This is a genomic window from Nostocoides sp. HKS02, from assembly GCF_009707485.1.
Taxonomy (GTDB): Bacteria; Actinomycetota; Actinomycetes; order Actinomycetales; family Dermatophilaceae; genus Pedococcus.
The window spans coordinates 383,704-405,971 of record NZ_CP046121.1 but is presented as its reverse complement, the minus strand read 5'-3'; the positions used below and the strand labels follow the sequence as shown (position 1 = coordinate 405,971).

The following is a 22,268-nucleotide window of genomic DNA, read 5'->3' as shown; positions in this document are numbered from 1 at the left end:
GAGAGATCATGCCCACCGTGACCGCCACCACCAGCACCCGCTTCGTCACCTCCGCCGACGGCACCGCGATCGCGTACGACGTGACCGGGACCGGACCGGCCGTCGTGGTGGTCGAGGGCGCGCTGTGCCAGCGCACGATGGGCACCGCCAAGGCCCTCCTCCCGCTGCTGTCCGAGAGCTTCGCCGTGTTCGCCTACGACCGGCGCGGCCGGGGCGAGAGCGGCGCAGGCTCCTCTGCGTATGCCGTGCAGCGCGAAGTCGAGGATCTGGTTGCGGTACTCGAGGTGGCCGGTCCGGACGCGTGCGTCGTCGGAGCCTCTTCGGGAGCGGTGCTGGTGCTCGAGGCACTGCGGGCGGGCGTCTCGGTGCGCAAGGCCGCGCTGTACGAAGCCCCGTTCATCGTCGACGGCACCCATGCCCCCAACGACTCCGACCTCGGTGCGCGGACCCAGCAGCTGGTCGACGCAGGGCGGCACGGCGATGCCGTGAAGCTGTTCATGCGCACGGTCGGCGTGCCGGCGTTCGGGGTGGTGATGATGCGCGTCATGCCCGTCTGGAAGAAGCTCTGCGCCGTCGCGCACACGCTCCCCCACGACTACGCGTTGGTCCTCGAGCACCAGCAGGGCGCGCCACTGCCTGCCGGGTACCTGTCCGCCGTGACCGTCCCGGTCCTGGTGATCGTGGGAGGCAAGAGCCCCGCGTACATGAAGAACGCGCAGGCTGCGATCGCCGCCGCATTGCCGAACGGAACGCTTCGGGAGCTGCCCGGGCAGACGCACCTGGTGCGCGGCAAGGCCACGGTCCCGGTGCTGCGCGACTTCTGGTCCAGCTGAGCACCATCGGTGACACGCGTGTCACCGATTGCTCCCGCGGCCAGCCACCATCCGTGACGCGGGGGTCAAGGATGGTCCGCCACTCTCACCGTACAGCGCCGGTAGGGGCTTGCGGCAAGGCCCCTGCCCTGCCTCAGACTGGTCGGCCGTGCCGCGGTAACAGCGGCTTCGCTCGCCGATGAGTAGGGGTTGTCATGGTGGAGGGCGTCATGGTGGAGGGCGTCATGGTGGATGTCGTGGTCGTGGGGGCTGGCCCGACCGGGTTGATGCTGGCCGGCGAGCTGGCCCTGGCCGGGGTCGATGTCGCAGTCGTCGAGCGTCGCGCGACGGCTGAGCTCGTCGGTTCACGTGCGGGCGGGTTCCACGCACGCACGATCGAGATCCTCGACCAGCGGGGCATCGCCGACCGTTTCCTCGCCGCGGGCAAGACGTATGCCGTGCCCTACGGGGGCAGGCTCATGCTGGACATCAGCGACTTCCCGACCCGGCACCCGTACACGCTCGGGTTGTGGCAGAACAAGATCGAGCGGATCCTGGCCGGCTGGGTCGACGAGCTGGAGGTGCCGATCCGTCGAGGCGTCGACGTCACGGGCGTCGACCAGGACTCGGGCGGCGTCACCATCCGCCTGGTCAACGGCGAGGCAATCCAGGCCAGGTACGTCGTCGGGGCCGACGGCGGGCGCAGCGTCGTCCGCAAGGCAGCCGGGATCGACTTCCCCGGCTGGGAGGCGACGACGAGCGCCCTGATCGCCGAGGTCGAGGTGACCGAGGAGCTGCCGCCGGGGGTCACGTACGACGCCAGCGGCATCCACGGGCTGAGCTTCATGGAGGACGGTCGGACCGTGCGGGTGGTGAGCAGCGAGCCGGTCCTCGGGGTCACGACCGAACCCACCCTGACCGACCTCAGCGAGAACCTGATCGCGGCATACGGCACCGACTTCGGGGTGCACGACCCCACCTGGATCTCGCGGTTCACCGATGCCACCCGTCAGGCCGCGGCATACCGCAGCGGGCGGGTGTTGCTGGCCGGCGACGCCGCCCACATCCACTCCCCGCCGGGGGTCAGGGCATCGGCCTCGGTATCCAGGACGCCGTCAACCTCGGCTGGAAGCTCGCCCAGGTGGTCTCCGGCGTCTCACCGGAGAGCCTGCTGGACACCTACCACGCCGAGCGGCACCCGGCCGGTGCCCGCGCGCTGGAGTACTCGAAAGCGGTGAGCGCGCTCCAGCGCCACGACGCCCGGATCGTCGCCGTACGCGACCTGCTCGACGACCTTGTGGCGATGGATGAGCCACGCCGTCATGTCGTCGGGCTCATCTCCGCCCTCGATCTCCACTACGACCTCGGCGACGGGCATCCGCTACTGGGCCGACGGATGCCGGACCTCGACCTGGTGACTGCCGATGGCGCGGTCCCGGTCTACTCCCTGCTCCACCTGGCTCGTCCCGTGCTGCTCAACCTCGGACCCTCGGGCAGCATCGCTCCGGGGCCCTGGGCGGACCGGGTGCCGGTCGTCGATGCCACGTATGCCGGCGCCTGGGAGCTGCCCGTGATCGGCACCGTCGAGCCTCCGGCCGCGGTACTGGTCCGGCCCGACGGCTACGTGGCGTGGGTCGGAGACGGGACCAGGTCAGGGCTGGAGGATGCGCTCACCACCTGGTTCGGGACGTCCGCACCCGGCCCCGACGCCCGCCCCGACCACGAAGGGGCCCGCCGATGACTCGGCGGGCCCCTCGCACAGCGAGCTGAGGCGTCAGCTCACGCCGGGCAGCACCCGCGTGTGCTCGATGCGAACCGCTTGCAGCGCTCGGGGATCGAGGCCCAGCAACCGCAGGATCGACGGCGCGATCTGGGTCGTCTCCACGGGCGCACTCACCGTGTGACCGGCACCCGACCTGGGGCCGAACACGACGAGGGGCACGTCGCGGTCCTGCGGGTCGGCGCCCCCGTGCTCGGCGATCTTGGACCTACCACCGGTGTAGACGACGCCGTGCTGGACGATGCCGAGCACGTCGGGGTGGCGGGCTTCGGAGGCTGCGACGCCGAAGTAGCGGGCCGAGTCTGCCCCGGCGTACACCGCGCTCAGACCCGACGCGGACACCACTCGCGGTGCACCGGTGATGTCGTTGCCGGTCGCGGGGTGGTTCTTCAGGTAGTCACGGACGAAGCTGGTCGCAGCGGCCGAGCGGTCCGACAGCCACAGCTGCATGATGTCGTCGTCGGTGGCGAAGCTGACCAGGTCGCCCGCCCCCGGATGGGTGGCCTTCCAGCCGTCGTTGATGCCGCTGATGATCGGGCCGTCATCGACCCGGGTCAGCGCCGAGGGCTTCGTCGGCGACTGGCCGTGCTTGGCAGACAGGATGATCGTGGTGTCCTTGGCCAGGCCACGGTTCGCGATCTCGTGTTCGAACGACCCGACGGAGCTGTCGACGAAGTCGAGGGCCTTGGTCAGGAGCGGTCCGGGGGTGACACCGTCCGCGAGGTAGCCCCCGGCCAGGCCGTTCGAGGTGGGCAGCTTCTGCGCGGTGGAGACCGACTGGAAGTTCATGCCGAAGATTGCCGGGACGCCGGGCTGCGTCGTGCGTGAGTGGTCGTAGCCGTCGATCTCGTTGAGGACGGCGGCGACCTTGTACCCGTCGTACTGCTGCGTGGCCGCGTTGTCCTTCGTCCAGTCCGCGCCGGCGGCATACCCGGTGGCAGCGCTGTTGATCTCGGGGGCGAACAGGTCGTCCAGGCCCGCGCCCGAGGGACCACCGAGGATCTCGTATGCCGGGTGCTTGTCCGACCACGCGGTGTGCAGGCCCGCCTGCTTGGCCACCTCGAACACGGTGTTCACGTGCAGGTACTGGTGGGGGTAGACCGGGGTGCACGTCGCGGGGTCGACCGGGAGGGTCTTGGGGTCGAGCAGCTGGCCTGGGGTGCCGGTCATCGCCATGATCCCGCTGGGCAGGTTCGCCAGCCCCTGGCCCGCGTCGAGGGCGTTGGGGTCCTTGTCGGCACCCTCGGTGAAGGCCACCTCGGCACCCGGCTTGGCCGTGCGGCAGTCCGTCGTCCCTGCCGGGAGCAGCGCGTGGTTGAAGGTGTCGTCGTAGTAGACGCCGGTCGTGCGCGGGTTGCCTCCGGTGACCTGGCCGACCATCCCGGGGAAGGAGTCGGACGGGACAGGCGTCTGCGCACGGCTGTAGCTCGTGCCGCCGTGCACCAACCGGGCCAACGCCGACGTGGGGTGCTGACGGACGAACCAGGTGAGGTCACGCTGGTGCAGCCCGTCGATGGACAAGAGCAGCACGTGCCGCGGCGGACGCGTCCGGGTCTGGCTCTTCGCGGGTGCGGGCGTGGCGCTCGCCGCCGACATGCCCAGGCCGAGTCCGGCCGCCACCACGGCGGCGCACGCGGCGCCACCCCACTTCGTCAAGCTCATTGCAGTCCCGTCCTTGCGTCAGAGGTGCTGCGCCGAATGGCGCACGAGGTCACCTCACTCCCCGCCGGAGAAGGGCACGTGACCGGAGTGGAAACCTCGGGCCAACGACGGATGGTCGGTTCGTGCCCGTCCCGATGTGCGAGACGAGGGCGGGTCCTCGTGGACGGCGGCGGCCCTCTCGTGCTGCACTGGGTGCCATGTCTTCGACCACCGCGGTGACCCGCCTGCACATGAGCTCCATGTGCCGCGGCGCCATGCGGTGTTGCTGCTGCGCCTGACCCCAGCCCGCACCAGCCCGCGCTCGCTTTCCGCTCGAGCGCCCCACCCTCGGAGACGAACCCGTGACGTCCACGTCGACCAGCCACACGGCATACCGCCGGATCCACCTCGACCTGCTCCTGACCCAGGGCTCCCTGTGTCCTCGAATGTGTTGCCGCGCACCACATTCCGAGACCTCAGACCCGAGCCCAAGAGAGCAGGAGCAGCACCATGACCACGATCACCACCGCCGGCACTCCCGGCGTCAACCGCTTCAGCCGCAGCCAGCTGCTGCGCACCGCACGACTCTTCGCCACTGACCCCGACCTGCGCGAGCTCGTCGACCTCGCCGCCACGGAGCGCACCTGGCACCGCCTCGACGCCACCGACCACCTCGAGATCTGGGTGGTCGGCTGGCCGGTCGGGTCCAGCACCGGCTGGCACGACCACCTCCAGTCCGAGGGCGCGATCCTCACCGTCGCGGGCGAGCTCGCCGAGCAGACCTGGTCGGCAGGTGAGGCGCACGACCGGTACCTCTGGGAGGGCGAGGGTCGCTCGTTCGGCCCGCGTCACGTGCACAACGTCACCAACCTCGGCGACCGTCCAGCGCTGTCCGTGCACGTGTACTCCCCCGCATTGCGTGGCATGACCCGCTACGCGCTGCTCGACGGTCGGCTCCGGCAGACCGGCATCGAGCGGGCGGGAGCCCAGTGGTGAGCACCGTGGTGAGCACCGTGCGGAGCCCCGCGACGACGACCCGCGAGCCGTCCGTCCACTGGGAGACCCGCCAGTTCAGCGGCGGCCGCGGATGGGAGGCGCCGGTGTACGACGGCGTGGACGACCAGCTGGCCGACGCCCGCAGCCGGCTGGCCCGCGTCAGTGCCCGGGCGGCATACCAGGAGGTGCTCTACGGGCGCGCCGTGCTCGTCGACATCCGGCCGGGCGCCCAGCGGCTCGCCCAGGGCGAGGTCGCCGCGCACCTGCGCCCCCTTGTCGTCGAGCGCAACGTGCTCGAGTGGCGGTTCGACCCGCGCCACGAGGCGCGACTGCCCGAGGCCGGCTTCGAACGCCGGGTGATCGTGCTGTGCCAGGAAGGGTTCACGTCGTCACTGGCTGCGGATGCGTTGCTGCGGTTGGGTGTCCGGCGCGCCACCGACGTCGTCGGCGGCTTCCGGGCGTGGTGCGAGGCCGGCCTGCCGACCGCGCACTGAGGTCGGCCCGCCGACCGCGCACTGAGGCCGTCGGACGGCGAGCCGAGGTCAGAGGTACAACCCCGTCTGGCCGTCCTGGACCCGCGCGGCCGCGACGGCGTGGATGTCGCGCTCGCGCAGCAGCACGTAGGACTTCGACTGCAGCTCGACCTCGCCCCGGTCCTCCGGGTCGAACAGAACCCGGTCGTCGATCTTGACCTGGCGGACGTTGGCGCCGATGGCCACCACCGTCGCCCATGCCAGCCGCTTGCCCACGCTCGCGGTCGCCGGGATGACGATGCCTCCGCCGGAGCGGCGCTCGCCGCCCTCGCCCTCGAGCGAGACCAGGACGCGATCGTGCAGCATCCGGATCGGAAGCCGGTCGATGGGCTCTCTAGCCACGGCGGCGGCGCAGGACGCCGACACCGATCAGCGCCACCGCCGCGGCGACGAGGGCAGCGATGCGCTCGGTCCGCAGCTCGCCGCCGTCGGTGTGGGTCGCCGCGGTGAACGCGTGCTTGGCGCCCTCGACCTGGCGCCGGGCGATCTCCTTGGGCGCGGTGCGCGCGTGGAGCTCGTCGACGGTGCCGGCGAGCCGGGTGCGGGCCGCGGCGATCTCGGCCTCGATCTCGTCGACCGACTTCGTGTCACTCATGGGTGCTCCGTTCGGTTAGTCGAGGCCCAGGTCACGACGCAGCTTGGCGACGTGGCCGGTGGCCTTGACGTTGTAGAGGGCATGGGAGACGGTGCCGTCCTCGTCGACGACGACGGTGCTGCGGATCACGCCCTCGACCGTCTTGCCATAGAGCTTCTTCTCACCGAAGGCACCGTAGGCGTTCATCACGGCCCGGTCCTCGTCGGAGAGCAGCGTGATGGTGAGGCCGTCCTTCTTGCGGAACTTCGCCAGCTTGGCAGGGCTGTCGGGAGAGATGCCGAGCACCTCGTAGCCCTCGCGGTGCAGAGTGTTGATGTTGTCGCTGAAGTCGCACGCCTGGGTCGTGCAGCCCGGGGTCATCGCCGCCGGGTAGAAGTACACGATGACCTTGCGCCCGCGCAGACCCGACAGCGAGACCTCGCCGCCCTGGTCGTCGGGCAGGGTGAAGTCGGGGGCGGTGTCCCCGGGGCTCAGTCGGTCACTCACAGGCGCTGCACTCCTCACATCCGGGGCCCCTGTCTAATTGCAAACGATTTGCAATAGGGTGGATCCCATCGTGCTGCCAACCTATCCCAGCGGCACGTCGAGCACCCGACCAGCAACCATCAGGCACCAGGAGCGCACCGTGCACGTCCCCGACGGATTCCTCGACGCCCAGACCTCGGCAGCCGCGGCCGTCGTCGCCGTGGCCGGGGTGAGCCTGGCCCTGCGGGGCGCGCGCCGCGAGCTCGACGACCGCACCGCTCCCCTCGCCGGCCTGGTCGCAGCCTTCATCTTCGCCACCCAGATGCTCAACTTCCCGGTCGGCGCGGGCACCTCTGGCCACCTCCTCGGGGGCGCCCTGGCGGCAGTCCTCGTGGGACCCTGCACCGCAACCCTCTGCCTCACCGTGGTGCTCCTCGTCCAGGGCCTGCTGTTCGCCGACGGCGGGCTCACCGCTCTCGGCACCAACATCACGCTCATGGGGCTGGTCGGCGTCTGGGTGGGCTGGGCCGTGTTCCTGGCCGCCCGGTCACTGCTGCCGCGCCGCCTGTCGTCGGTGGTCCCTGCTGCGGCGACTGGCGCCTTCGTGTCCGTGCCCGTCGCGGCGCTGGGATTCGTCGGTCTCTACGCCCTCGGCGGCCAGGCCCACATCCCGCTCGACCGCCTCGCCACGGCGATGCTCGGCTGGCATGCCCTGATCGGGGTCGGCGAGGCGATCATCACCGGGCTGGCGGTGTCCGCGATCATCGCCGTGCGTCCCGACCTCGTGCACGGCGCCCGGCCCGTCCTCGAGACCCGCCCACTGGCCCTCCGCGACGGGGTCTCGGCATGAGGCAGCTGAGCACCCGCAGGCTCGTCGCGGTCGGGCTCCTCGTCGCCCTCTTCCTCGGCGGCGTCGTGTCCTTCTACGCCTCGCGCCACCCTGACGGGCTCAGCTACGTCGCTCACCAGGTGGGGTTCGGCGCCACCGCCCGCCCCCACCTCAGCGACGGCTCCCCGTTCGCCGGGTACTCGACCAAGGGCATCTCCAACCACCGGCTCTCCGGCGGCATCGCCGGCGTCCTCGGGGTCGTCGTCGTCGGCAGCCTCGGCGGCGGTCTGGCGTGGGCGCTTCGCCGGCGCGGGTCGGCCAGCACCTCCACCCGAGGGGGAGTGAGCGTGGGCGCGGGGCACGGTCATCACCTGCACTACCACGGTCATTCGCCGATCCATCGACTCCCGGCCCAGACCAAGCTCGTCGCCCTGGTCGCGTTCGTCGTGGTCGTCGTGGCGACCCCCCGCGAGCGGTTCTGGGCCTTCGCGACGTATGCCGCCCTCCTCGTCGCCGTCGTCGCCCTCACCCGGGTGCCACCCACCTACCTCGTGAAGCGAATGGTCGTCGAGGTGCCCTTCGTCGTCTTCGCCCTGCTCATGCCGTTCATCGCGACCGGTCCCCGGCTGATGGTCGGCCCGCTCGCGGTGTCGCAGGCGGGGGTCTGGGCGGCGTGGGGCCTGCTCGCCAAGGGCACCCTCGGGGTCGTCGCGTCGCTGGTGCTCGGCATGACCACCGAGCCCAGGGACCTGCTCCGGGGGCTGGAGCGACTCCACCTGCCGCACCAGCTGGTGCAGATCATGGGGTTCATGGTGCGCTACCTCGAGGTCGTCACGGGCGAGCTGCAGCGAATGCGCATCGCCCGCGAGTCGCGCGGCTTCCGCGCGCGCTCGCTCGGGTCATGGCCAGCTCTGGCCTCGACCATCGGCGCGCTCTTCATCCGGTCCTTCGAGCGGGGTGAGCGCATCCACCTGGCAATGCTGTCCCGCGGCTACACCGGCCGCCTGCCCGACCCGGGGACCGCGGCGGGGGCACCAGCCGGGGCGACGGCCACCCAGTGGTCGCAGGCCGGCATACTCCCCGCGGTCGCCTTGGTGACGTTGCTCGTGGCGGTGACGCGATGACCACGCCGGTACTCGACGTCCGAGGCCTCGCCTACGCCTACCCCGACGGCCACCAGGCCTTGTTCGGGGTGAATCTCCATGTGCACCAAGGCGAACGCGTCGCATTGCTCGGGCCCAACGGCGCCGGCAAGACCACGCTCGTCCTGCACCTCAACGGCATCCTCGTCGCGGGAGCAGGCTCGGTGACGGTGTCTGGCCTACCCGTCGGCAAGGACACCCTGCGCGAGGTCCGCCGCCGCGTGGGGGTCGTGTTCCAGGACCCGGACGACCAGCTCTTCATGCCTTCGGTGCGCGACGACGTGGCCTTCGGCCCGGCCAACCTCGGGCTGCGCGGCGCCGAGCTCGACGCCCGGGTGGTCTCGGCCCTCGAGCGCGTCGGGATGCTCGAGTTCATCGAGCGTCCGCCACACCACCTCTCGTTCGGCCAGCGCCGCCGGGTGGCCGTGGCCACCGTGCTCGCGATGGAGCCCGAGATCCTCGTCCTCGACGAACCGTCGTCCAACCTCGACCCCGCCTCGCGGCGAGAGCTGGCCGACATCCTGCGCTCGCTCGACGTCACCGTCCTCATGGTCACCCACGACCTGCCCTACGCCTACGAGCTCTGTCCTCGATCGGTCGTGCTGTCTGACGGAGTGGTGGTGGCCGATGGACCAACCCGGGACGTGCTCACCGACGACGCCCTGATGTCTGCGCACCGTCTCGAGCTGCCGTTCGGCTTCGACCCCCGCACGACTCCCGCCCCCGGTCAGTACCGCTAGGTGCGGACCGGCGCGGCCCACCGCGCCTCGTCGGCACCCCACCGGCGACCGGTCCAGGCGAACTCCGTCGGGCCGTCGTCGATCCGGAACGCCGGTCGGGACTGGACGACCACGCCCAGCTCGGTGCGCGACCGCACCACCCACGGCGTCGGGTCCGCGACCGGGCGCGCTGGCCCGTCGAGCGCGTCGGTCTGCAGCAGCCAGTGCGCCGTGCGCGCCAGGTGCGCCTCCACCCGCCACGTGCCCCCGTGGGTCGCCCTGCGTCGCAGTGCCGAGAGCACGCCAGCGGCGAGCAGGTAACCGGTCGCGTGGTCCAGAGCCTGGGCGGGGAGGGCTCCGGGAGTGCGGTCGTCAGGCGACTCCAGCTCGGCGATGCCGGTCGCGGCCTGCACGAGGCTGTCGAACCCCCGCCGGACACCCCACGGGCCGCCCGGCGTCCACGCGGTGAGCGACGCGCAGACCAGGTGCGGATGGGACTGCGCCAACCGGTCCGGGTCGAGCCCGTATGCCGCGAGGGCGCCTGGCCGGTAGCCGGTCACCAGCACGTCGGCGCCGTCGAGCAGCGCATGCACCTGGTCGCGGGCATGGGGGTTGTGCAGGTCGACGAGCGTCGATCGCTTGCCGGCACCGGTGTCGAGGTGGAGGGGCTCGAGCTCGGGCAGGCGAGGGCTGTCGACCCGCAGGACGTCACACCCGAGGAGAGCCAGGGTGCGCGTCGCCACGGGACCGGCGAGCACGCGCGTGAAGTCGAGGACCCGCGGGTTCTTCGGCACCGCAACGGGATTCGCCTCACCGAGCGACGTCACGGACAGCACTTCGTGCTGCGCCACGGCGGCCGCCTGCTCCCCGGCCATCCAGTCGTGCACCGACCGGACCATGACCGCCAGGCCGTGGTCAGCGGTGACGACGTCCTCCACCTCCTGCGCGGTGCGTTCGGAGATGGCACGGGCCAGCTCCTCGCGCCCGACCCCGGTGCTCGGCAGGTCCAGGGCACGCAGCAGCCGGTCGCGGTGGTGGGGGTAGTTGGCATGGGTGCGCACCCACCCGTCCGAGGCCTCGAAGAACCCGGACAGCGGCGCAAACGCCGGCGGGTGGGCGCCGTCGATGGTCTGGAGCTGGTCGTTTCGGAACGACACCGCCACCTGGCCCGGGTCGACCTGTACGCGCTCCCCTCCTCGCACCGCGGCACCGGCCAGACCAGCCGCCGCGACCGACCCGCAGGCGAGGGTGTTCACCGCAAGGGCGGAGGGCAGCCAGCTGCCGGGCCGCAGGTCCAGGTGTTCCGCGGCATACGCCTCAGTCAGGCCCAGGGCCGGGAGGACCTCGCGGAGCAGGGGGTTCACGTCTCGATGCTAGGCGCTCTGGCGCCCCTTCCAGGCGAGGTACTCCTCGCGCAGGCAGGTGCCGCACGGCCGGTACCCCGCCGCGACCGCGGTCTGCGCGTCGGCGAAGAACACCCGGTGGGCCGCATAGCCACCGCGGGCCAGGGCACGCAGCGCTGACGGGCAGTCGAGCCGGCCGTAGACCTCCGTGCGCCGGTGACCTCCGAAGCGCCCGGGCTCGGCACTCGCGTAGGGTGCGCCATCGGCTCCGACCAGCGTGTACACGGCCTAGTAGCCCTCGGGCAGGAGCTCACCCACCGGTGCCTGCGCGGCGAACCTGTTGCCCGCCGGCGCGAGCGGACAGTTCCACCGCGGGTCGTAGACACAGGACGGGTTGTAGGCGAAGTTCAGGTCGACGACCCAGTCGTCACCCACGCGGCCGAGGTCCGTGCCCTTCACGGTGTCGAGCACGTAGCGGCCCGCGCCGTAGGTCAGCGACCCGGCGGACCCGTCGCGCACCGGGAGGAACAGGCCGCCGCCGTAGGAGTCGAGCCACCACACGTCCAGCTGGCCGAGGTCACCCAACGTCACCCGGCCGACCCGCTCGAAGGGCACCACCCCGTCCGAGGACGAGGTGAACTCCCAGCGCTCCGGCTCGGCTGGCTCGATCGCGACGACGAACCGGTATGCCGGGTCGTACGCGGCGTGCCTCAGCTGCTGGTCGCCGTTGCGCGGCGATGCGGGGTGGTCGAGGAACAGCCTGGACCGCGCCTCGACCCAGCGCCGGTGGGCCGTGGCCGGGTCCGACTCGCCGCGCACCGCGGCATACACCGCATGGACCTCGCGTCGCCACGACACGACCTCGAGCGCCGCCGGAAAGGTCTGGGACAACGGGTCATGGCTCATGTGCGCAAGGCGGGACTTGAACCCGCACGCCCGAAGGCACCAGCTCCTAAGGCTGGCGCGTCTGCCGATTCCGCCACTTGCGCCTGGGCGCCAACTCTAACGCCGTCGGTCAGCCGAGGAGCTCGCGCAGGTGCGGCACCATCGCCCGGAACGCCTTGCCGCGGTGGGAGATCGCGTTCTTCTCCTCGGGCGAGAGCTCGGCGGCGTGCCGCGTGTCGCCCTCGACCACGAGCACCGGGTCGTACCCGAAGCCGTTGGCACCCCTGGCCTCTCGAGCCAGCACCCCGGGCATGCGACCCTCGGTGGCGCGCACGGTGCCGTCGGGGAGCGCCAGCACGGCGGCGCACACGAAGGCTGCCGCCCGGTGCTCGTCACGCACGTCGGCGACCTGCGCCAGCAACAGCTCGAGATTGGCCCGGTCGTCGCCGTGACGCCCCGCCCACCGGGCGGAGAAGATGCCCGGCGCGCCGCCCAGGACATCGACCGCCAGGCCCGAGTCGTCGGCCAGCGCCGGCAGCCCCGTGTGGGCGGCGAGCGCCTGCGCCTTGAGCCGAGCGTTGCCCTCGAACGTGACCTCGTCCTCGACGACGTCGGGGGCACCGGGGAACTCCGCTGCCCCGACGATCTCGAGCCCGAGCTCCTCGCACACCTCGGCGAGGATGGCGCGCAGCTCGGTGACCTTGTGGTCGTTGCGGGTGGCGAGGACGACGCGGGTCACAGAACGCGCTCGCGCGGGGTCGTGGACAGTGCCTCCTGCTGCTTGGCGGTCAGCTCGGCGCAGCCGACCGTGGCCTTGTCGAGCAGCGCGTCGAGCATCGCGCGGTCGAACGGCTGGCCCTCGGCGGTGCCCTGGATCTCGACGAAGCGTCCGTCGCCGGTCATGACGACGTTCATGTCCGTGCCGGCGCTCGAGTCCTCGGGGTAGTCGAGGTCGATGACGGGTGCGCCGTCGACGATGCCGACCGACACGGCGGCGATCGACCCGGTGAGCGGCTTGGCGTTCTTGGCGATCAGCCCCTTGGCGCGGGCGTCCTCGATGGCGTCGACGAGCGCGACGTAGGCGCCGGTGATCGACGCCGTGCGCGTGCCGCCGTCGGCCTGGAGCACGTCGCAGTCCAGGACGATGGTGTTCTCACCGAGAGCCTTGGTGTCGATGATGGCGCGCAGGCTGCGGCCGATGAGCCGGCTGATCTCGTGGGTGCGGCCACCCACCTTGCCCTTGCGCGACTCGCGGTCGGAGCGGGTGTTCGTCGAGCGGGGCAGCATCTCGTACTCGGAGGTGACCCACCCCGTGCCCCGGCCCTTGAGCCACCGCGGGACACCCTCGGTGAAGGACGCGGCGCACAGCACGCGGGTGCGCCCGAACTCCACCAGCACGCTGCCCTCGGCGTGGTCGAGCCAGTTGCGGGTGATGCGCACCTCGCGGGTCTGGTCGGGGGTGCGTCCGTCGTGGCGAATCTGCGTCTTAGTCACGTCGGCAAGGCTAACGGGGCGGGCCGACGTCGGTCCCGGCGCCTAGTCTGGGGCCATGCCAGCCACGCTGTCCCTCGGTGCCCACGTCGACTCGGCCGACCCCGTGACCGCCGCCCGGGAGCGTGACGCCACGCTGAGCCAGTTCTTCCTCGGCAACCCCCAGGGCTACAAGGGCCCGGAGTTCGAGTACTCCGGTGGCGCCGAGGCGCTGAAGGCTGACGCCGAGGCCGCCGGCATCGACCTCTACGTCCACGCGCCGTACCTCATCAACGTCGCCACGACCAACAACCGCATCCGCATCCCCAGCCGCAAGCTGCTCCAGCAGTTCATCGACGCCGGGGCCGCGATCGGGGCCAAGGGCCTCATCGTCCACGGCGGACACGTCGACTCCGCCGACGACGTCGACACGGGGTTCGACAACTGGCGCAAGGCCGTCGAGGCCACCGACCTGAAGATCCCCCTTCTGCTGGAGAACACCGCCGGCGGCGACAACGCGATGGCCCGCACGCTCGAGCGCATCGCCCGGGTCTGGGACGCCATCGGCGCCGCCTCGGGGTCGGACAACGTCGGGTTCTGCCTCGACACCTGCCATGCCCACGCAGGCGGGATCGCGCTGGCGACGGCCGTCGAGCGCCTTCGCGCCATCACCGGTCGCATCGACCTCGTCCACTGCAACGACAGCCGCGACGAGTTCGACTCCGGCGCCGACCGCCACACGAACCTCGGTGAGGGGCTGATCGATCCCGACGAGCTCGCTGGCGCCGTCCGTGCGGCCGGGGCCCCCGTGGTCATCGAGACCCGCGGCGGGCTCGACGGCCAGCGTGCCGACCTCGGCTGGCTCCGCGCGAGGGTCTAGCCCTCGACCGGGTGGGTCGCCAGGAACCTCCGGATGTGCTCGCGCGGGTTGTCCGACAGGTGCGGCCCGTGGGTGAAGCCCGCCGTCGTGTAGTCCAGCTCGGCGAGGCGGTGGGCCGTCTTCGTCGTGAGCCGGAAGTCGGTGCAGAACGACTTGATCGGCCAGCGCAGGCCCCGCACGTTGAAGATCGAGTCGCCGGTGATGAGCACGCCGGACTCCCGCAGCAGGTATGCCACGTGGCCGGGCGAGTGCCCGGGCGTGTGGACGACCTCGATGCCGCCAGCGAACGGCAGCAGCTGGCCGTCGGTGAAGGTCTCGCCGACCGGGACGGGCGGGAAGCCACCGCCCGGGAGACGGTTCGTCAGGCGCCCCAGGAACGTCGTCGGGTCGCGCGGTGGTGCCGTGCCGGCCGCAGCCGACGCCGCATCGTCCTCGTGGATGCCGAACCGCTGCCCCGTCTCGCGGGCCACGTGCGCGGCGCCGCCGGCGTGGTCGGGGTGCGCGTGGGTGAGCAGCAGCCGGGTCACGTCGCTCGGGCCCGACCCGATCGAGGCGAGGGCGGCCATGACCTTGGCGCCGGAGGACTTGATGCCCATGTCGACGAGGGTCACCTGCCCGTCGTCGTCGCGCAGGATGTACCCGTTGACGAAGTCACCGAGCAGTGGGATGCGCCAGACCTGGGGCACGACGGGAACTGCGGCTGTTCTGGCCAAGCGACTCACACCTCGTACGTCTCGTCGGGCACGGCCAGGTCCAGCGGACCTGACCAGACGGCGGCAGCCTGCGCGCGGCATACCTCCGGGTCGTTCCACGGGGGGATGTGGGTGAGCACGAGGCGCCGCACCCCGCCCGCCTCCGCTGCCGCCTTCGCGGCGCGGCTGCCGGACAGGTGCACGCCGACCACCTCGTCCCGCCCGTCGACGAAGGCGCTGTCCACGAGCGCGAGGTCGGCGCCGGTGAGCAACGGGGTGAGGGCGTCGCAGCTGTCGGTGTCGCCGGTGTAGGCGAGCACCGCGCCGTCGGCCTCGACCCGGAAGCCGTAGGCCTCCACCGGGTGGTTGACGCGGTATGCCGTGACGGTGAGGGGCCCCACCCGCGTCACCTGGGTGTCGGCGAGCTCATGGACCTCGAGCTCGCCGGTCATGCCGTCGTGCTCGAGCCCGTGGTACATCAGCGCGAACCGTTGCTCGGCGCCCCGCGGCGCGTGCACCGGAAGGCGGCCAGGCACGCCGCCTCCCGGCCGGTACTTGCGCGTGACGTAGAGCCCGCAGATGTCGACGCAGTGGTCGGGGTGCAGGTGGCTGACGAAGACCGCGTCGAGGTCGGCGAGGTCGACATGGCGCTGCAGTGGCCCGAGCGCCCCGTTGCCGAGGTCGAGGACGATCGACCAGGTGCGGCCGGCCTGCTCGGCCCGGACGAGGTAGGACGAGGCGGGTGAGGTCGGGCCTGCGAACGAGCCGGAGCAGCCGACGACCGTGAGCCTCACGGTCCGACCACCGCCGCCGACCGGACGACCGAGTTGCCGTGGACGTCGCCCACCTCGGGGCCGAGGAAGCGCCGGGCCAGCACCTGGAACTCGACCGCATCGCCGGTCGTCGTGAACCCGTGGCTCGGCGGCGGGAGGTCGGCTGGTCTCAGCGCGTCGCGGTCGGCGAGGACGCGGTAGACGTCCTTGGCCGTCTCGTCGGCCGACGACACGAGGGTGACACCGTCACCCATGACGTACGAGATCACGCCGATGAGCAGCGGGTAGTGGGTGCACCCCAGGACGAGCGTGTCGACGTCGTGCTCGACCAGGGGCTGCAGGTACTCACGCGCGACCGCGATCACCTCGGCCCCGCTCGTCCGGCCGGTCTCCACGAACTCCACGAACCGCGGGCACGGCACGCTGGTCACCTCGAGGTGCGGGGCCGCGGCGAACGCGTCGACATAGGCCCCGGACTGGTGCGTGCCCTGTGTCGAGACGACCCCCACCCGACCGTTCCGGGTGGCGCGGGCCGCCCGGCGCACCGCGGGCCGGATCACCTCGACGACGGGCACGTCATAGCGCTCGCGGGCGTCGTGGAGCACCGCCGCGCTGGCCGTGTTGCAGGCGATGACCAGCACCTTGACACCGTGGTCGACGAGCCGGTCGAGGCACTCGAGGGCGAACTCGCGGGTCTGGGCGATCGGGCGCGGGCCGTAGGGCGCCCGGGCGGTGTCGCCGAAGTAGGCGATCGACTCGTGAGGGAGCTGGTCCAGCACGGCGCGGGCGACGGTCAACCCCCCGTAGCCCGAGTCGAAGATGCCGATAGGTGCATCGCTCACGGGTCAAGGCTAGGGGCGCAGGCGGACGGCGGCTCCACCGGACACCCGTCTCGTGGGTCACATCGCGAGGACCAGCTCAGCGGCTCAGGGCGTGGGCGAGCGTCTCCTGGAGCCAGGTGAGAAAGTCGTAGACCGCGAGCGCGTACACGGCAGGGTCGTCGTCCGCGAGCCCGGAGACCTGCTCCTCGAGCAGGTCGAGGTCGTCGTCCTGCGTGAGGCCGAGCCGCTCCCCCAACACGAGCCGCACGTCGGTCAGGGCGATCAGCAGGGCCAGCGCCTGAGGCTGTTCCAGCGAGACCCGCTGCTCGGTGACCCCGGCCAGCGCGCTGATCGCCGTGGCGAGGTTGGCGGACTTGCGGGCGCGCAGCCCGTCCTCGGTCAGCCGTCGGAACTCTGCGGCGAGCTGGTCGTCCTGCCGGTTGGCGGTGGGGAAGATCCGGTCGAGGGCTGGGTCCCGGGGCGCCGGGACCTGACCGCTGAGCTCGGGTACCTGGTCGGCCTGGTCCTGGCTGGACAGGGACACGCCCATGCCGATGGCGCCCAGACCGGCCACGATCTGGTCGAACTCGTCACCGCCGTCAGCCCTGGCACCCGTCGCGGCGGTGGCGTCCTTCGTGTCCGTGGCCGCCGGGCGAGGCTCGACCAGCTCGAGGACCTGCTCCAGCAGGCCCACCACGAGGCCGCGCTCGACGGCGTCGAGCTTGGCGACGTAGCGGCCATCGCGCCGCTTGAAACCGCGTGCCACTCAGCTGTCCTTCTGGAAGGTTGCCCACAGGCCGTACCCCTGCAGGGCTTCGGTGTCAGTCTCCATGCGCTCCCGGCTGCCGGTCGACACCACGGCCCGGCCCTTGGTGTGGACGTCGAGCATGAGGCGCTCGGCCTTGGCCTTGGAGTACCCGAAGTACGTCTGGAACACGAACGTCACGTAGGACATGAGGTTGACGGGGTCGTTCCACACCAGCGTGATCCACGGCAGATCGACCTCTGTCGCCTCGTCCGCGGAGACGCTCCGCTGCTCAACCGGGGCGATGGACACGGCTCCCACCTTAGGCTGCGGTCGTGACCTCATGTTCACCCAGCACCGCTTCACCCAGCACCGCCCTGCTCACCGACCACTACGAGCTCACCATGCTCGAGGCGGCGTTGCGCAGCGCCGCCGCCTCGCGCCGGTGCGTCTTCGAGGTGTTCGCCCGTCGCCTGCCCGACGGCCGGCGCTATGGCGTGGTGGGGGGCACCGGCCGACTGCTCGAAGCGGTCGAGCGGTTCCGGTTCGGGGCGGCCGAGCTCGAGGCGCTGCGAGCCGTCGTGGACGACGCCACCCTGGCGTTCCTCGCCGACTACCGCTTCGACGGCGACATCTGGGGGTATGCCGAGGGCGAGTGCTACTTCCCCGGCTCGCCCGTGCTCGTGGTCGAGGCCGACTTCGCCCACGCCGTGCTGCTCGAGACGCTGGTCCTGAGCATCCTCAACCACGACAGCGCCATCGCCTCGGCGGCCTCCCGGATGACCCAGGCGGCAGGCGGCCGGCCGTGCATCGAGATGGGCTCTCGTCGCACCCACGAGGAGGCGGCCGTCGCCGCCGCGCGCGCGGCATACATCGCCGGGTTCGCCACCACCTCGAACCTCGAGGCGGGGCGCCGTCACGGGGTGCCCACGGCGGGCACGGCCGCGCACGCCTTCACCCTGCTGCACGACGACGAGCGGGAAGCGTTCGCGGCGCAGATCGCGGCGCTGGGCAAGGGCACCACGCTGCTCGTCGACACCTACGACGTGCCGACCGCGGTCGCCCTGGCCGTCGAGCTGGCCGGACCCGAGCTCGGCGCGGTGCGCCTGGACTCGGGCGACCTGCTCGTCCAGGCTCGTGAGGTGCGCGACCAGCTCGACGCCCTCGGGGCGACCTCCACGCAGATCGTCGTGACCTCCGACCTCGACGAGTTCGCCATCGCCGCGCTGGCGGCGGCGCCGGTGGACAGGTACGGCGTCGGCACCTCGCTGGTGACCGGCTCGGGTGCCCCCACCGCGGGCATGGTCTACAAGCTCGTGGCGCGCCAGGACGACACGGGCGCGATGGTCGGGGTGGCCAAGCGGAGCAAGGACAAGGCCTCGGTCGCCGGGCGCAAGTACGCGCTGCGCCGACGTGGTCCGGGTGGCGTGGCCGAAGCCGAGGTGGTGGGCATCGGCGAGCCGCCGCACGACGACGGCGACGACCGTTCCCTGCTCGTGCCGCTGATGCGCGACGGCAGAGTCGTCGACCCGGCCGCCCTCTCGGTGCAGGCCGCGCGCGAACGGCACGCCGCGTCGGTCGCCGAGCTCCCGGCGGTGGCCCACCGACTGCAGCGGGGCGAGCCGGCCATCCCCACGATCTTCGTGCCGTTGCCCTGACCCCGCCCCCTCTCACGCCGTGCCATATGCTGTTATTTTGACGATCGACAGAAAGGTGTAATATCCCACCATGGTCGACGAGGATTTCACCGCTGAAGCAGCCGTCCTGGACGCCGGGGACCCCCTGGCCGCGATGCGCGACAGGTTCCTGAGCCCGCAGGGCAATGACCTCGTCGCGTACTTCGACGGCAACTCCCTGGGGCGCCCCACTGCTGATGTGCCCCAGCGGCTGGCTGAGTTCACCGAGCGCCTGTGGGGCGATCGGCTGATCCGATCGTGGGACGAGCAGTGGCTCGACTGGCCAGCGCGCGTCGGCGACCGGCTGGGCGCCCTCGTGCTGGGCGCCGCCCCCGGCCAGACGGTCGTCGCCGACTCGACGACCGTGCTGCTCTACAAGCTGAGCCGTGCCGCGGTTGACGCCCAGGCAGCGCACGGGCGCACCGAGATCGTGCTCGACACCGACAACTTCCCCACCGACCGCTACGTCCTCGAGGGCATCGCGGCCGAACGCGGGCTGACCCTGCGCTGGATCGAGGCCGACCCGACGACCGGGGTCACCCTCGAGCAGGTGCGCGAGGCAGTCGGACCCGAGACGGCCCTGGCGGTCTTCAGCCACGTGGCCTACCGGTCCGGCTTCCTCGCCGACGGTCCCGGCATCACCGCGGCGGTCCACGACGCCGGCGGCCTGATCCTCTGGGACCTCTGCCACAGCGGGGGCTCGGTGCCGGTGGCGCTCGACGAGTGGGGTGCCGACCTCGCCGTGGGCTGCACGTACAAGTACCTCAACGGCGGTCCGGGCTCCCCCGCCTTGGCGTACGTCGCCACCCGTCACCACGGTCACCTCCGGCAGCCGATCTGGGGCTGGATCGGGCGCAAGGACGCCTTCGAGATGGGGCCCGGCTACGACCCGGCCGACGGCATCCGCTCGTTCATCTCCGGCACGCCGCCCATCCTCGCCATGGTGCCCCTCGAAGCCAGTCTCGACCTCGTCGAGGAGGTCGGCATCGAGGCCATCCGCGCCAAGTCCGTGGCGCTCACGGAGTTCGTCATCCGGTTGGCCGACCAGCTGCTGGTCCCGCTCGGCGTCGAGGTGGCGAGCCCGCGCGACGCTGCCACCCGAGGCGGGCACGTGACGCTGCGCCGCAAGGGCTTCCGCGAGATCACCGCTGCCCTCTGGGCCCAAGGCGTCATCCCCGACTACCGCGACCCCGACGGGCTGCGCATCGGGGTGTCACCGCTGAGCACCAGCTTCGCCGAGGTGGCGGTCGGCATGTTCGCGTTGCGCGACGCGGTCGTGGACCACGACACGGCGCAGTAGCGTCGCACCATGAGCCGCGCGCTGCTGATCGTGGACGTCCAGAACGACTTCTGCGAGGGCGGCAGCCTGGCCGTCCCCGGTGGCGCCGAGGTCGCCCGCCGGATCAGCGCCTACGTCCAGGCCCACGGCGAGACGTATGCCGCGATCGCGGCCACCGCGGACTGGCACGAGGATCCGGGCGGGCACTTCAGCGACGACCCCGACTACGTCGACACCTGGCCGCCGCACTGCCGGGCCGGTAGCGACGGCGCCCTGTTCCACCCCGCGGCCGAACCCGCCTTCGAGCAGGTCCAGGCGATCTTCCGCAAGGGGCACCACAGCGCCGCCTACAGCGGGTTCGAGGGCTTCACGATCGAGGCCGACCGCAAGGTCGCGCTCGCAGACTGGCTGCGCGACCGCGCCATCGAGGAGGTCGACGTCGTGGGCATCGCGACCGACCACTGCGTGCGCGCGACGGCCCTCGACGCTGCGGACGAGGGCTTCGAGACCACGGTCCTGCTCGACCTCACCGCGGCCGTGGCTCCCGAGACCACCGCCTTGGCGCTCCAGCAGCTCGCCGAGGCGCAGGTCGCCACGCGCGGAGAGGTCGCGCCCGGGTAGCGGCCGCTCGGCATACCGGCGTTCTCACAGCTCGCCCGGACGCGGTGTGCGCGAAGTGTTACGGATGCTTTACGGCGGTCGAAGGGGGCCGAAACACCCTCGCGTCAGTCTTCTCGGGTACCCACCAGAGCCCGTCTGGTCACCGAGAAGGAGCCCCGCATGTCCGCGCCCACCCGCGAGCAGCTCACGGCCGACCCCGCTGTCGCCGCTCCCGCCCCCGTCAGCGCCCCCAGCGCCCCTGCCGGCGCCCCTGCCGGCGCCCCTGTCAGCTCCCCCGGTCGGTGGATCGACCACTGGGACCCCGAGGACGCCGTCTTCTGGCGCGGCGGGGGCCGCGCGATCGCCCGGCGCAACCTCGGGTTCTCGATTGGAGCGGAGTTCCTCGGCTTCTGCGTCTGGGCGCTGTGGAGCGTGGTCGTTCCGTTGCTGCCCGGCGCCGGGTTCCACCTCACCCTGAACGAGCAGTTCTGGCTGATCGCCGTGCCCAGCCTCGTCGGCGCGACGTTGCGGATCCCGTACACGTTCGCGGTCCCCCGGTTCGGCGGTCGCAACTGGACGGTCGTCTCCGCCCTCCTCCTGCTCCTGCCGAGCGCCGCCCTGGCCTGGGTCGTCACCCAGCCGCAGACCTCGTTCGGGGTGCTGCTGGCGTGCGCTGCGCTGGCGGGGTTCGGTGGCGGCAACTTCGCCTCGTCGATGACGAACATCTCCTTCTTCTTCCCTGAGGCCGAGAAGGGAAAAGCGTTGGGGCTCAATGCTGCTGGCGGCAACCTCGGCACCGGCATCGTGCAGCTGCTGGTGCCCGCGGTGATCGTGGCCGGAGCCGGCACCCAGCTCGACCGCGCGGGCCTGGTGTTCGTGCCGCTGGCGCTCCTGGCCGCGCTCGGGGCCTGGCGGTTCATGGACAACCTCTCCGGCGTGAGGTCCGACTACGGCGCGTTCGCCGCGGCCGCGCGCGACCGGCACACCTGGATCATCTCGTTCCTGTACATCGGTACGTTCGGTTCCTTCATCGGGTACGCGGGAGTCTTTCCGACCCTGCTCAAGACGCAGTTCCCGGGCGCTCCCCTGCAGCTGGCCTTCCTCGGAGCCCTCGTCGGCGCGTTGACCCGGCCGTTGGGCGGGCTGGTCGCCGACCGCGTCGGTGGCGCTCGCCTGACGATCACCTCCTTCGCCATCCTCACGGTGGGCGCGCTGGGCGCGGTCGCTGCACTGACGAGCCACAGCTTCGGCCTGTTCTTCGCCTCGTTCATGGTGCTGTTCACCGGCGCCGGCCTCGGCAACGGTGCCACGTACCGGATGATCCCGGCGGTCTTCCGTGCCGGCGTCGATGACTCCGCCAGCCTCGCGGTTCGCCGCAAGGTCGCGGCCGGCTGCATCGGCATCGCGGGTGCTGTCGGGGCCTACGGCGGGTTCTTCATCCCCCGCGGGTTCGCGATGGCCAAGCAGACGTACGGCTCGCTGGTTCCCGCCTTCTGGGTGTTCATCGCCGCCTACGTGCTCATGGCGGCCACCACGTATGCCGTGTACGCCCGACGCGGTAGTGCCCTCGCCGCCGAGTCCGTGTGAGGACC

General features: G+C 71.6%; 26 protein-coding genes, 1 tRNA gene and 1 pseudogene. 13 read left to right on the top strand and 15 right to left on the bottom strand.

The annotated features are described in order from the left end of the window. Positions 1–8 precede the first annotated feature (8 nt). The 3 genes and pseudogenes from GKE56_RS01855 to GKE56_RS17110 all read left to right on the top strand — a co-directional run bounded on the left by GKE56_RS01855 (position 9) and on the right by GKE56_RS17110 (position 2,553). On the top strand, positions 9–833 hold the full coding sequence (locus GKE56_RS01855; RefSeq protein ID WP_154683113.1) for an alpha/beta fold hydrolase: 825 nt from the start codon (positions 9–11) through the stop codon (positions 831–833). Between the two features lie 194 nt (positions 834–1,027). Next, positions 1,028–1,974: pseudogene (locus GKE56_RS17120) on the top strand (FAD-dependent monooxygenase); the annotation flags it as partial. 72 nt (positions 1,975–2,046) lie between these two features. Beyond that, positions 2,047–2,553, top strand: coding sequence for a hypothetical protein (locus GKE56_RS17110; RefSeq protein WP_230209362.1), 507 nt, complete (start codon positions 2,047–2,049; stop codon positions 2,551–2,553). Positions 2,554–2,586: 33 nt separating this feature from the next. On the opposite strand, the gene GKE56_RS01845 is transcribed toward GKE56_RS17110, so the two are convergent. Beyond that, the gene (locus GKE56_RS01845) at positions 2,587–4,254 is read right to left on the bottom strand and encodes an alkaline phosphatase family protein (protein ID WP_230209119.1); all 1,668 of its coding nucleotides are present in this window, start codon (positions 4,252–4,254) and stop codon (positions 2,587–2,589) included. 489 nt (positions 4,255–4,743) lie between these two features. On the opposite strand from GKE56_RS01845, the gene GKE56_RS01840 reads away from it, so the two are divergent. Together GKE56_RS01840 and GKE56_RS01835 are read left to right on the top strand one after the other, a co-directional pair. Further along, a complete protein-coding gene (locus tag GKE56_RS01840) occupies positions 4,744–5,229 on the top strand; it encodes a cysteine dioxygenase family protein (RefSeq protein WP_154683112.1) in 486 nt (161 codons plus the stop codon). After that, positions 5,226–5,723 (top strand): rhodanese-like domain-containing protein, encoded by a 498-nt coding sequence (locus tag GKE56_RS01835; RefSeq protein ID WP_370518436.1) that lies wholly within the window; start codon positions 5,226–5,228, stop codon positions 5,721–5,723. The genes GKE56_RS01840 and GKE56_RS01835 overlap by 4 nt, the downstream gene beginning before the upstream one ends. 48 nt (positions 5,724–5,771) lie before the next feature. On the opposite strand, the gene GKE56_RS01830 is transcribed toward GKE56_RS01835, so the two are convergent. Genes GKE56_RS01830 through bcp form a run of 3 tightly spaced genes read right to left on the bottom strand, consistent with a single transcriptional unit; the run spans position 5,772 to position 6,843 of the window. Then, complete coding sequence (locus GKE56_RS01830) at positions 5,772–6,068, bottom strand: co-chaperone GroES (RefSeq protein ID WP_154685559.1); 297 nt, start codon at positions 6,066–6,068, stop codon at positions 5,772–5,774. Between the two features lie 28 nt (positions 6,069–6,096). Continuing rightward, positions 6,097–6,357 (bottom strand): DUF3618 domain-containing protein, encoded by a 261-nt coding sequence (locus tag GKE56_RS01825; RefSeq protein WP_154683111.1) that lies wholly within the window; start codon positions 6,355–6,357, stop codon positions 6,097–6,099. Positions 6,358–6,372: 15 nt separating this feature from the next. Next, a complete protein-coding gene (gene bcp, locus GKE56_RS01820; protein ID WP_154683110.1) occupies positions 6,373–6,843 on the bottom strand; it encodes a thioredoxin-dependent thiol peroxidase in 471 nt (156 codons plus the stop codon). 70 nt (positions 6,844–6,913) lie between these two features. Here bcp and GKE56_RS01815 point away from each other — a divergent pair, with 70 nt between their 5' ends. Genes GKE56_RS01815 through GKE56_RS01805 form a run of 3 tightly spaced genes read left to right on the top strand, consistent with a single transcriptional unit; the run spans position 6,914 to position 9,533 of the window. Continuing rightward, positions 6,914–7,672, top strand: coding sequence for an energy-coupling factor ABC transporter permease (locus GKE56_RS01815; RefSeq protein ID WP_230209118.1), 759 nt, complete (start codon positions 6,914–6,916; stop codon positions 7,670–7,672). Beyond that, the gene (gene cbiQ / locus GKE56_RS01810; protein ID WP_154683109.1) at positions 7,669–8,775 is read left to right on the top strand and encodes a cobalt ECF transporter T component CbiQ; all 1,107 of its coding nucleotides are present in this window, start codon (positions 7,669–7,671) and stop codon (positions 8,773–8,775) included. The genes GKE56_RS01815 and cbiQ overlap by 4 nt, the downstream gene beginning before the upstream one ends. Then, positions 8,772–9,533, top strand: coding sequence for an energy-coupling factor ABC transporter ATP-binding protein (locus GKE56_RS01805; protein ID WP_154683108.1), 762 nt, complete (start codon positions 8,772–8,774; stop codon positions 9,531–9,533). The genes cbiQ and GKE56_RS01805 overlap by 4 nt, the downstream gene beginning before the upstream one ends. Here the strand turns inward: GKE56_RS01805 and GKE56_RS01800 are convergent. The 6 genes from GKE56_RS01800 to rph form a co-directional block, all read right to left on the bottom strand. Then, on the bottom strand, positions 9,530–10,876 hold the full coding sequence (locus GKE56_RS01800) for a CoA transferase (protein ID WP_154683107.1): 1,347 nt from the start codon (positions 10,874–10,876) through the stop codon (positions 9,530–9,532). The genes GKE56_RS01805 and GKE56_RS01800 overlap by 4 nt on opposite strands. 9 nt (positions 10,877–10,885) lie before the next feature. Beyond that, entirely contained in the window at positions 10,886–11,140 is a 255-nt protein-coding gene (locus tag GKE56_RS01795) for an Ada metal-binding domain-containing protein (protein WP_154683106.1), read from the bottom strand. A 3-nt stretch (positions 11,141–11,143) separates the two neighbouring features. After that, positions 11,144–11,761 (bottom strand): DUF1684 domain-containing protein, encoded by a 618-nt coding sequence (locus GKE56_RS01790; RefSeq protein ID WP_154683105.1) that lies wholly within the window; start codon positions 11,759–11,761, stop codon positions 11,144–11,146. 1 nt (position 11,762) lies between these two features. After that, a tRNA-Leu gene (locus tag GKE56_RS01785) sits at positions 11,763–11,844 on the bottom strand. A 26-nt stretch (positions 11,845–11,870) separates the two neighbouring features. Then, complete coding sequence (gene rdgB, locus GKE56_RS01780; protein ID WP_154683104.1) at positions 11,871–12,479, bottom strand: RdgB/HAM1 family non-canonical purine NTP pyrophosphatase; 609 nt, start codon at positions 12,477–12,479, stop codon at positions 11,871–11,873. Beyond that, positions 12,476–13,234, bottom strand: a complete 759-nt coding sequence (rph, locus tag GKE56_RS01775; RefSeq protein ID WP_304650408.1) for a ribonuclease PH — start codon at positions 13,232–13,234, stop codon at positions 12,476–12,478. The genes rdgB and rph overlap by 4 nt, the downstream gene beginning before the upstream one ends. Positions 13,235–13,289: 55 nt before the next feature. Here rph and GKE56_RS01770 point away from each other — a divergent pair, with 55 nt between their 5' ends. Continuing rightward, complete coding sequence (locus GKE56_RS01770; protein WP_154683103.1) at positions 13,290–14,090, top strand: deoxyribonuclease IV; 801 nt, start codon at positions 13,290–13,292, stop codon at positions 14,088–14,090. On the opposite strand, the gene GKE56_RS01765 is transcribed toward GKE56_RS01770, so the two are convergent. From GKE56_RS01765 to clpS, 5 genes are all read right to left on the bottom strand, one after another. Beyond that, positions 14,087–14,803 carry an MBL fold metallo-hydrolase gene (locus GKE56_RS01765; protein WP_230209117.1) on the bottom strand — a complete coding sequence of 239 codons (717 nt, stop codon included), beginning with the start codon at positions 14,801–14,803 and terminating at the stop codon, positions 14,087–14,089. The genes GKE56_RS01770 and GKE56_RS01765 overlap by 4 nt on opposite strands. A 5-nt stretch (positions 14,804–14,808) precedes the next feature. After that, complete coding sequence (locus GKE56_RS01760; RefSeq protein ID WP_154683101.1) at positions 14,809–15,576, bottom strand: MBL fold metallo-hydrolase; 768 nt, start codon at positions 15,574–15,576, stop codon at positions 14,809–14,811. Continuing rightward, a complete protein-coding gene (murI, locus tag GKE56_RS01755) occupies positions 15,573–16,397 on the bottom strand; it encodes a glutamate racemase (protein WP_154683100.1) in 825 nt (274 codons plus the stop codon). Before murI ends, GKE56_RS01760 begins: the two co-directional genes overlap by 4 nt. Positions 16,398–16,473: 76 nt before the next feature. Further along, positions 16,474–17,142: a DUF2017 domain-containing protein gene (locus GKE56_RS01750; protein WP_154683099.1), complete on the bottom strand. Its 669-nt coding sequence runs from the start codon at positions 17,140–17,142 to the stop codon at positions 16,474–16,476. Next, entirely contained in the window at positions 17,143–17,433 is a 291-nt protein-coding gene (clpS, locus tag GKE56_RS01745) for an ATP-dependent Clp protease adapter ClpS (RefSeq protein ID WP_230209116.1), read from the bottom strand. Between the two features lie 92 nt (positions 17,434–17,525). Between clpS and GKE56_RS01740 the strand changes: the two genes are divergently transcribed. The 4 genes from GKE56_RS01740 (at position 17,526) to GKE56_RS01725 (ending at position 22,263) form a co-directional block, all read left to right on the top strand. After that, positions 17,526–18,779 (top strand): nicotinate phosphoribosyltransferase, encoded by a 1,254-nt coding sequence (locus tag GKE56_RS01740; RefSeq protein WP_230209275.1) that lies wholly within the window; start codon positions 17,526–17,528, stop codon positions 18,777–18,779. A gap of 70 nt (positions 18,780–18,849) precedes the next feature. Further along, positions 18,850–20,097, top strand: coding sequence for a kynureninase (locus GKE56_RS01735; protein WP_154683096.1), 1,248 nt, complete (start codon positions 18,850–18,852; stop codon positions 20,095–20,097). A gap of 9 nt (positions 20,098–20,106) precedes the next feature. Continuing rightward, complete coding sequence (locus GKE56_RS01730; protein WP_154683095.1) at positions 20,107–20,697, top strand: isochorismatase family protein; 591 nt, start codon at positions 20,107–20,109, stop codon at positions 20,695–20,697. A 159-nt stretch (positions 20,698–20,856) separates the two neighbouring features. Then, positions 20,857–22,263, top strand: a complete 1,407-nt coding sequence (locus GKE56_RS01725; protein WP_154683094.1) for an MFS transporter — start codon at positions 20,857–20,859, stop codon at positions 22,261–22,263. The last annotated feature ends 5 nt before the right edge of the window (positions 22,264–22,268 follow it).

What these genes read in the sequence shown, in the direction of transcription:
- GKE56_RS01790 (WP_154683105.1), bottom strand. Translation starts at nt 11,761, where the DNA reads ATGAGCCATGACCCGTTGTCCCAGACCTTTCCGGCGGCGCTCGAGGTC.
- GKE56_RS01770 (WP_154683103.1), top strand. Translation starts at nt 13,290, where the DNA reads ATGCCAGCCACGCTGTCCCTCGGTGCCCACGTCGACTCGGCCGACCCC.
- GKE56_RS01840 (WP_154683112.1), top strand. Translation starts at nt 4,744, where the DNA reads ATGACCACGATCACCACCGCCGGCACTCCCGGCGTCAACCGCTTCAGC.
- GKE56_RS01735 (WP_154683096.1), top strand. Translation starts at nt 18,850, where the DNA reads ATGGTCGACGAGGATTTCACCGCTGAAGCAGCCGTCCTGGACGCCGGG.
- GKE56_RS01725 (WP_154683094.1), top strand. Translation starts at nt 20,857, where the DNA reads ATGTCCGCGCCCACCCGCGAGCAGCTCACGGCCGACCCCGCTGTCGCC.
- GKE56_RS01805 (WP_154683108.1), top strand. Translation starts at nt 8,772, where the DNA reads ATGACCACGCCGGTACTCGACGTCCGAGGCCTCGCCTACGCCTACCCC.
- cbiQ (WP_154683109.1), top strand. Translation starts at nt 7,669, where the DNA reads ATGAGGCAGCTGAGCACCCGCAGGCTCGTCGCGGTCGGGCTCCTCGTC.
- GKE56_RS01855 (WP_154683113.1), top strand. Translation starts at nt 9, where the DNA reads ATGCCCACCGTGACCGCCACCACCAGCACCCGCTTCGTCACCTCCGCC.
- GKE56_RS01730 (WP_154683095.1), top strand. Translation starts at nt 20,107, where the DNA reads ATGAGCCGCGCGCTGCTGATCGTGGACGTCCAGAACGACTTCTGCGAG.
- GKE56_RS01830 (WP_154685559.1), bottom strand. Translation starts at nt 6,068, where the DNA reads ATGCTGCACGATCGCGTCCTGGTCTCGCTCGAGGGCGAGGGCGGCGAG.
- GKE56_RS01825 (WP_154683111.1), bottom strand. Translation starts at nt 6,357, where the DNA reads ATGAGTGACACGAAGTCGGTCGACGAGATCGAGGCCGAGATCGCCGCG.
- GKE56_RS01740 (WP_230209275.1), top strand. Translation starts at nt 17,526, where the DNA reads ATGCTCGAGGCGGCGTTGCGCAGCGCCGCCGCCTCGCGCCGGTGCGTC.
- GKE56_RS01845 (WP_230209119.1), bottom strand. Translation starts at nt 4,254, where the DNA reads ATGAGCTTGACGAAGTGGGGTGGCGCCGCGTGCGCCGCCGTGGTGGCG.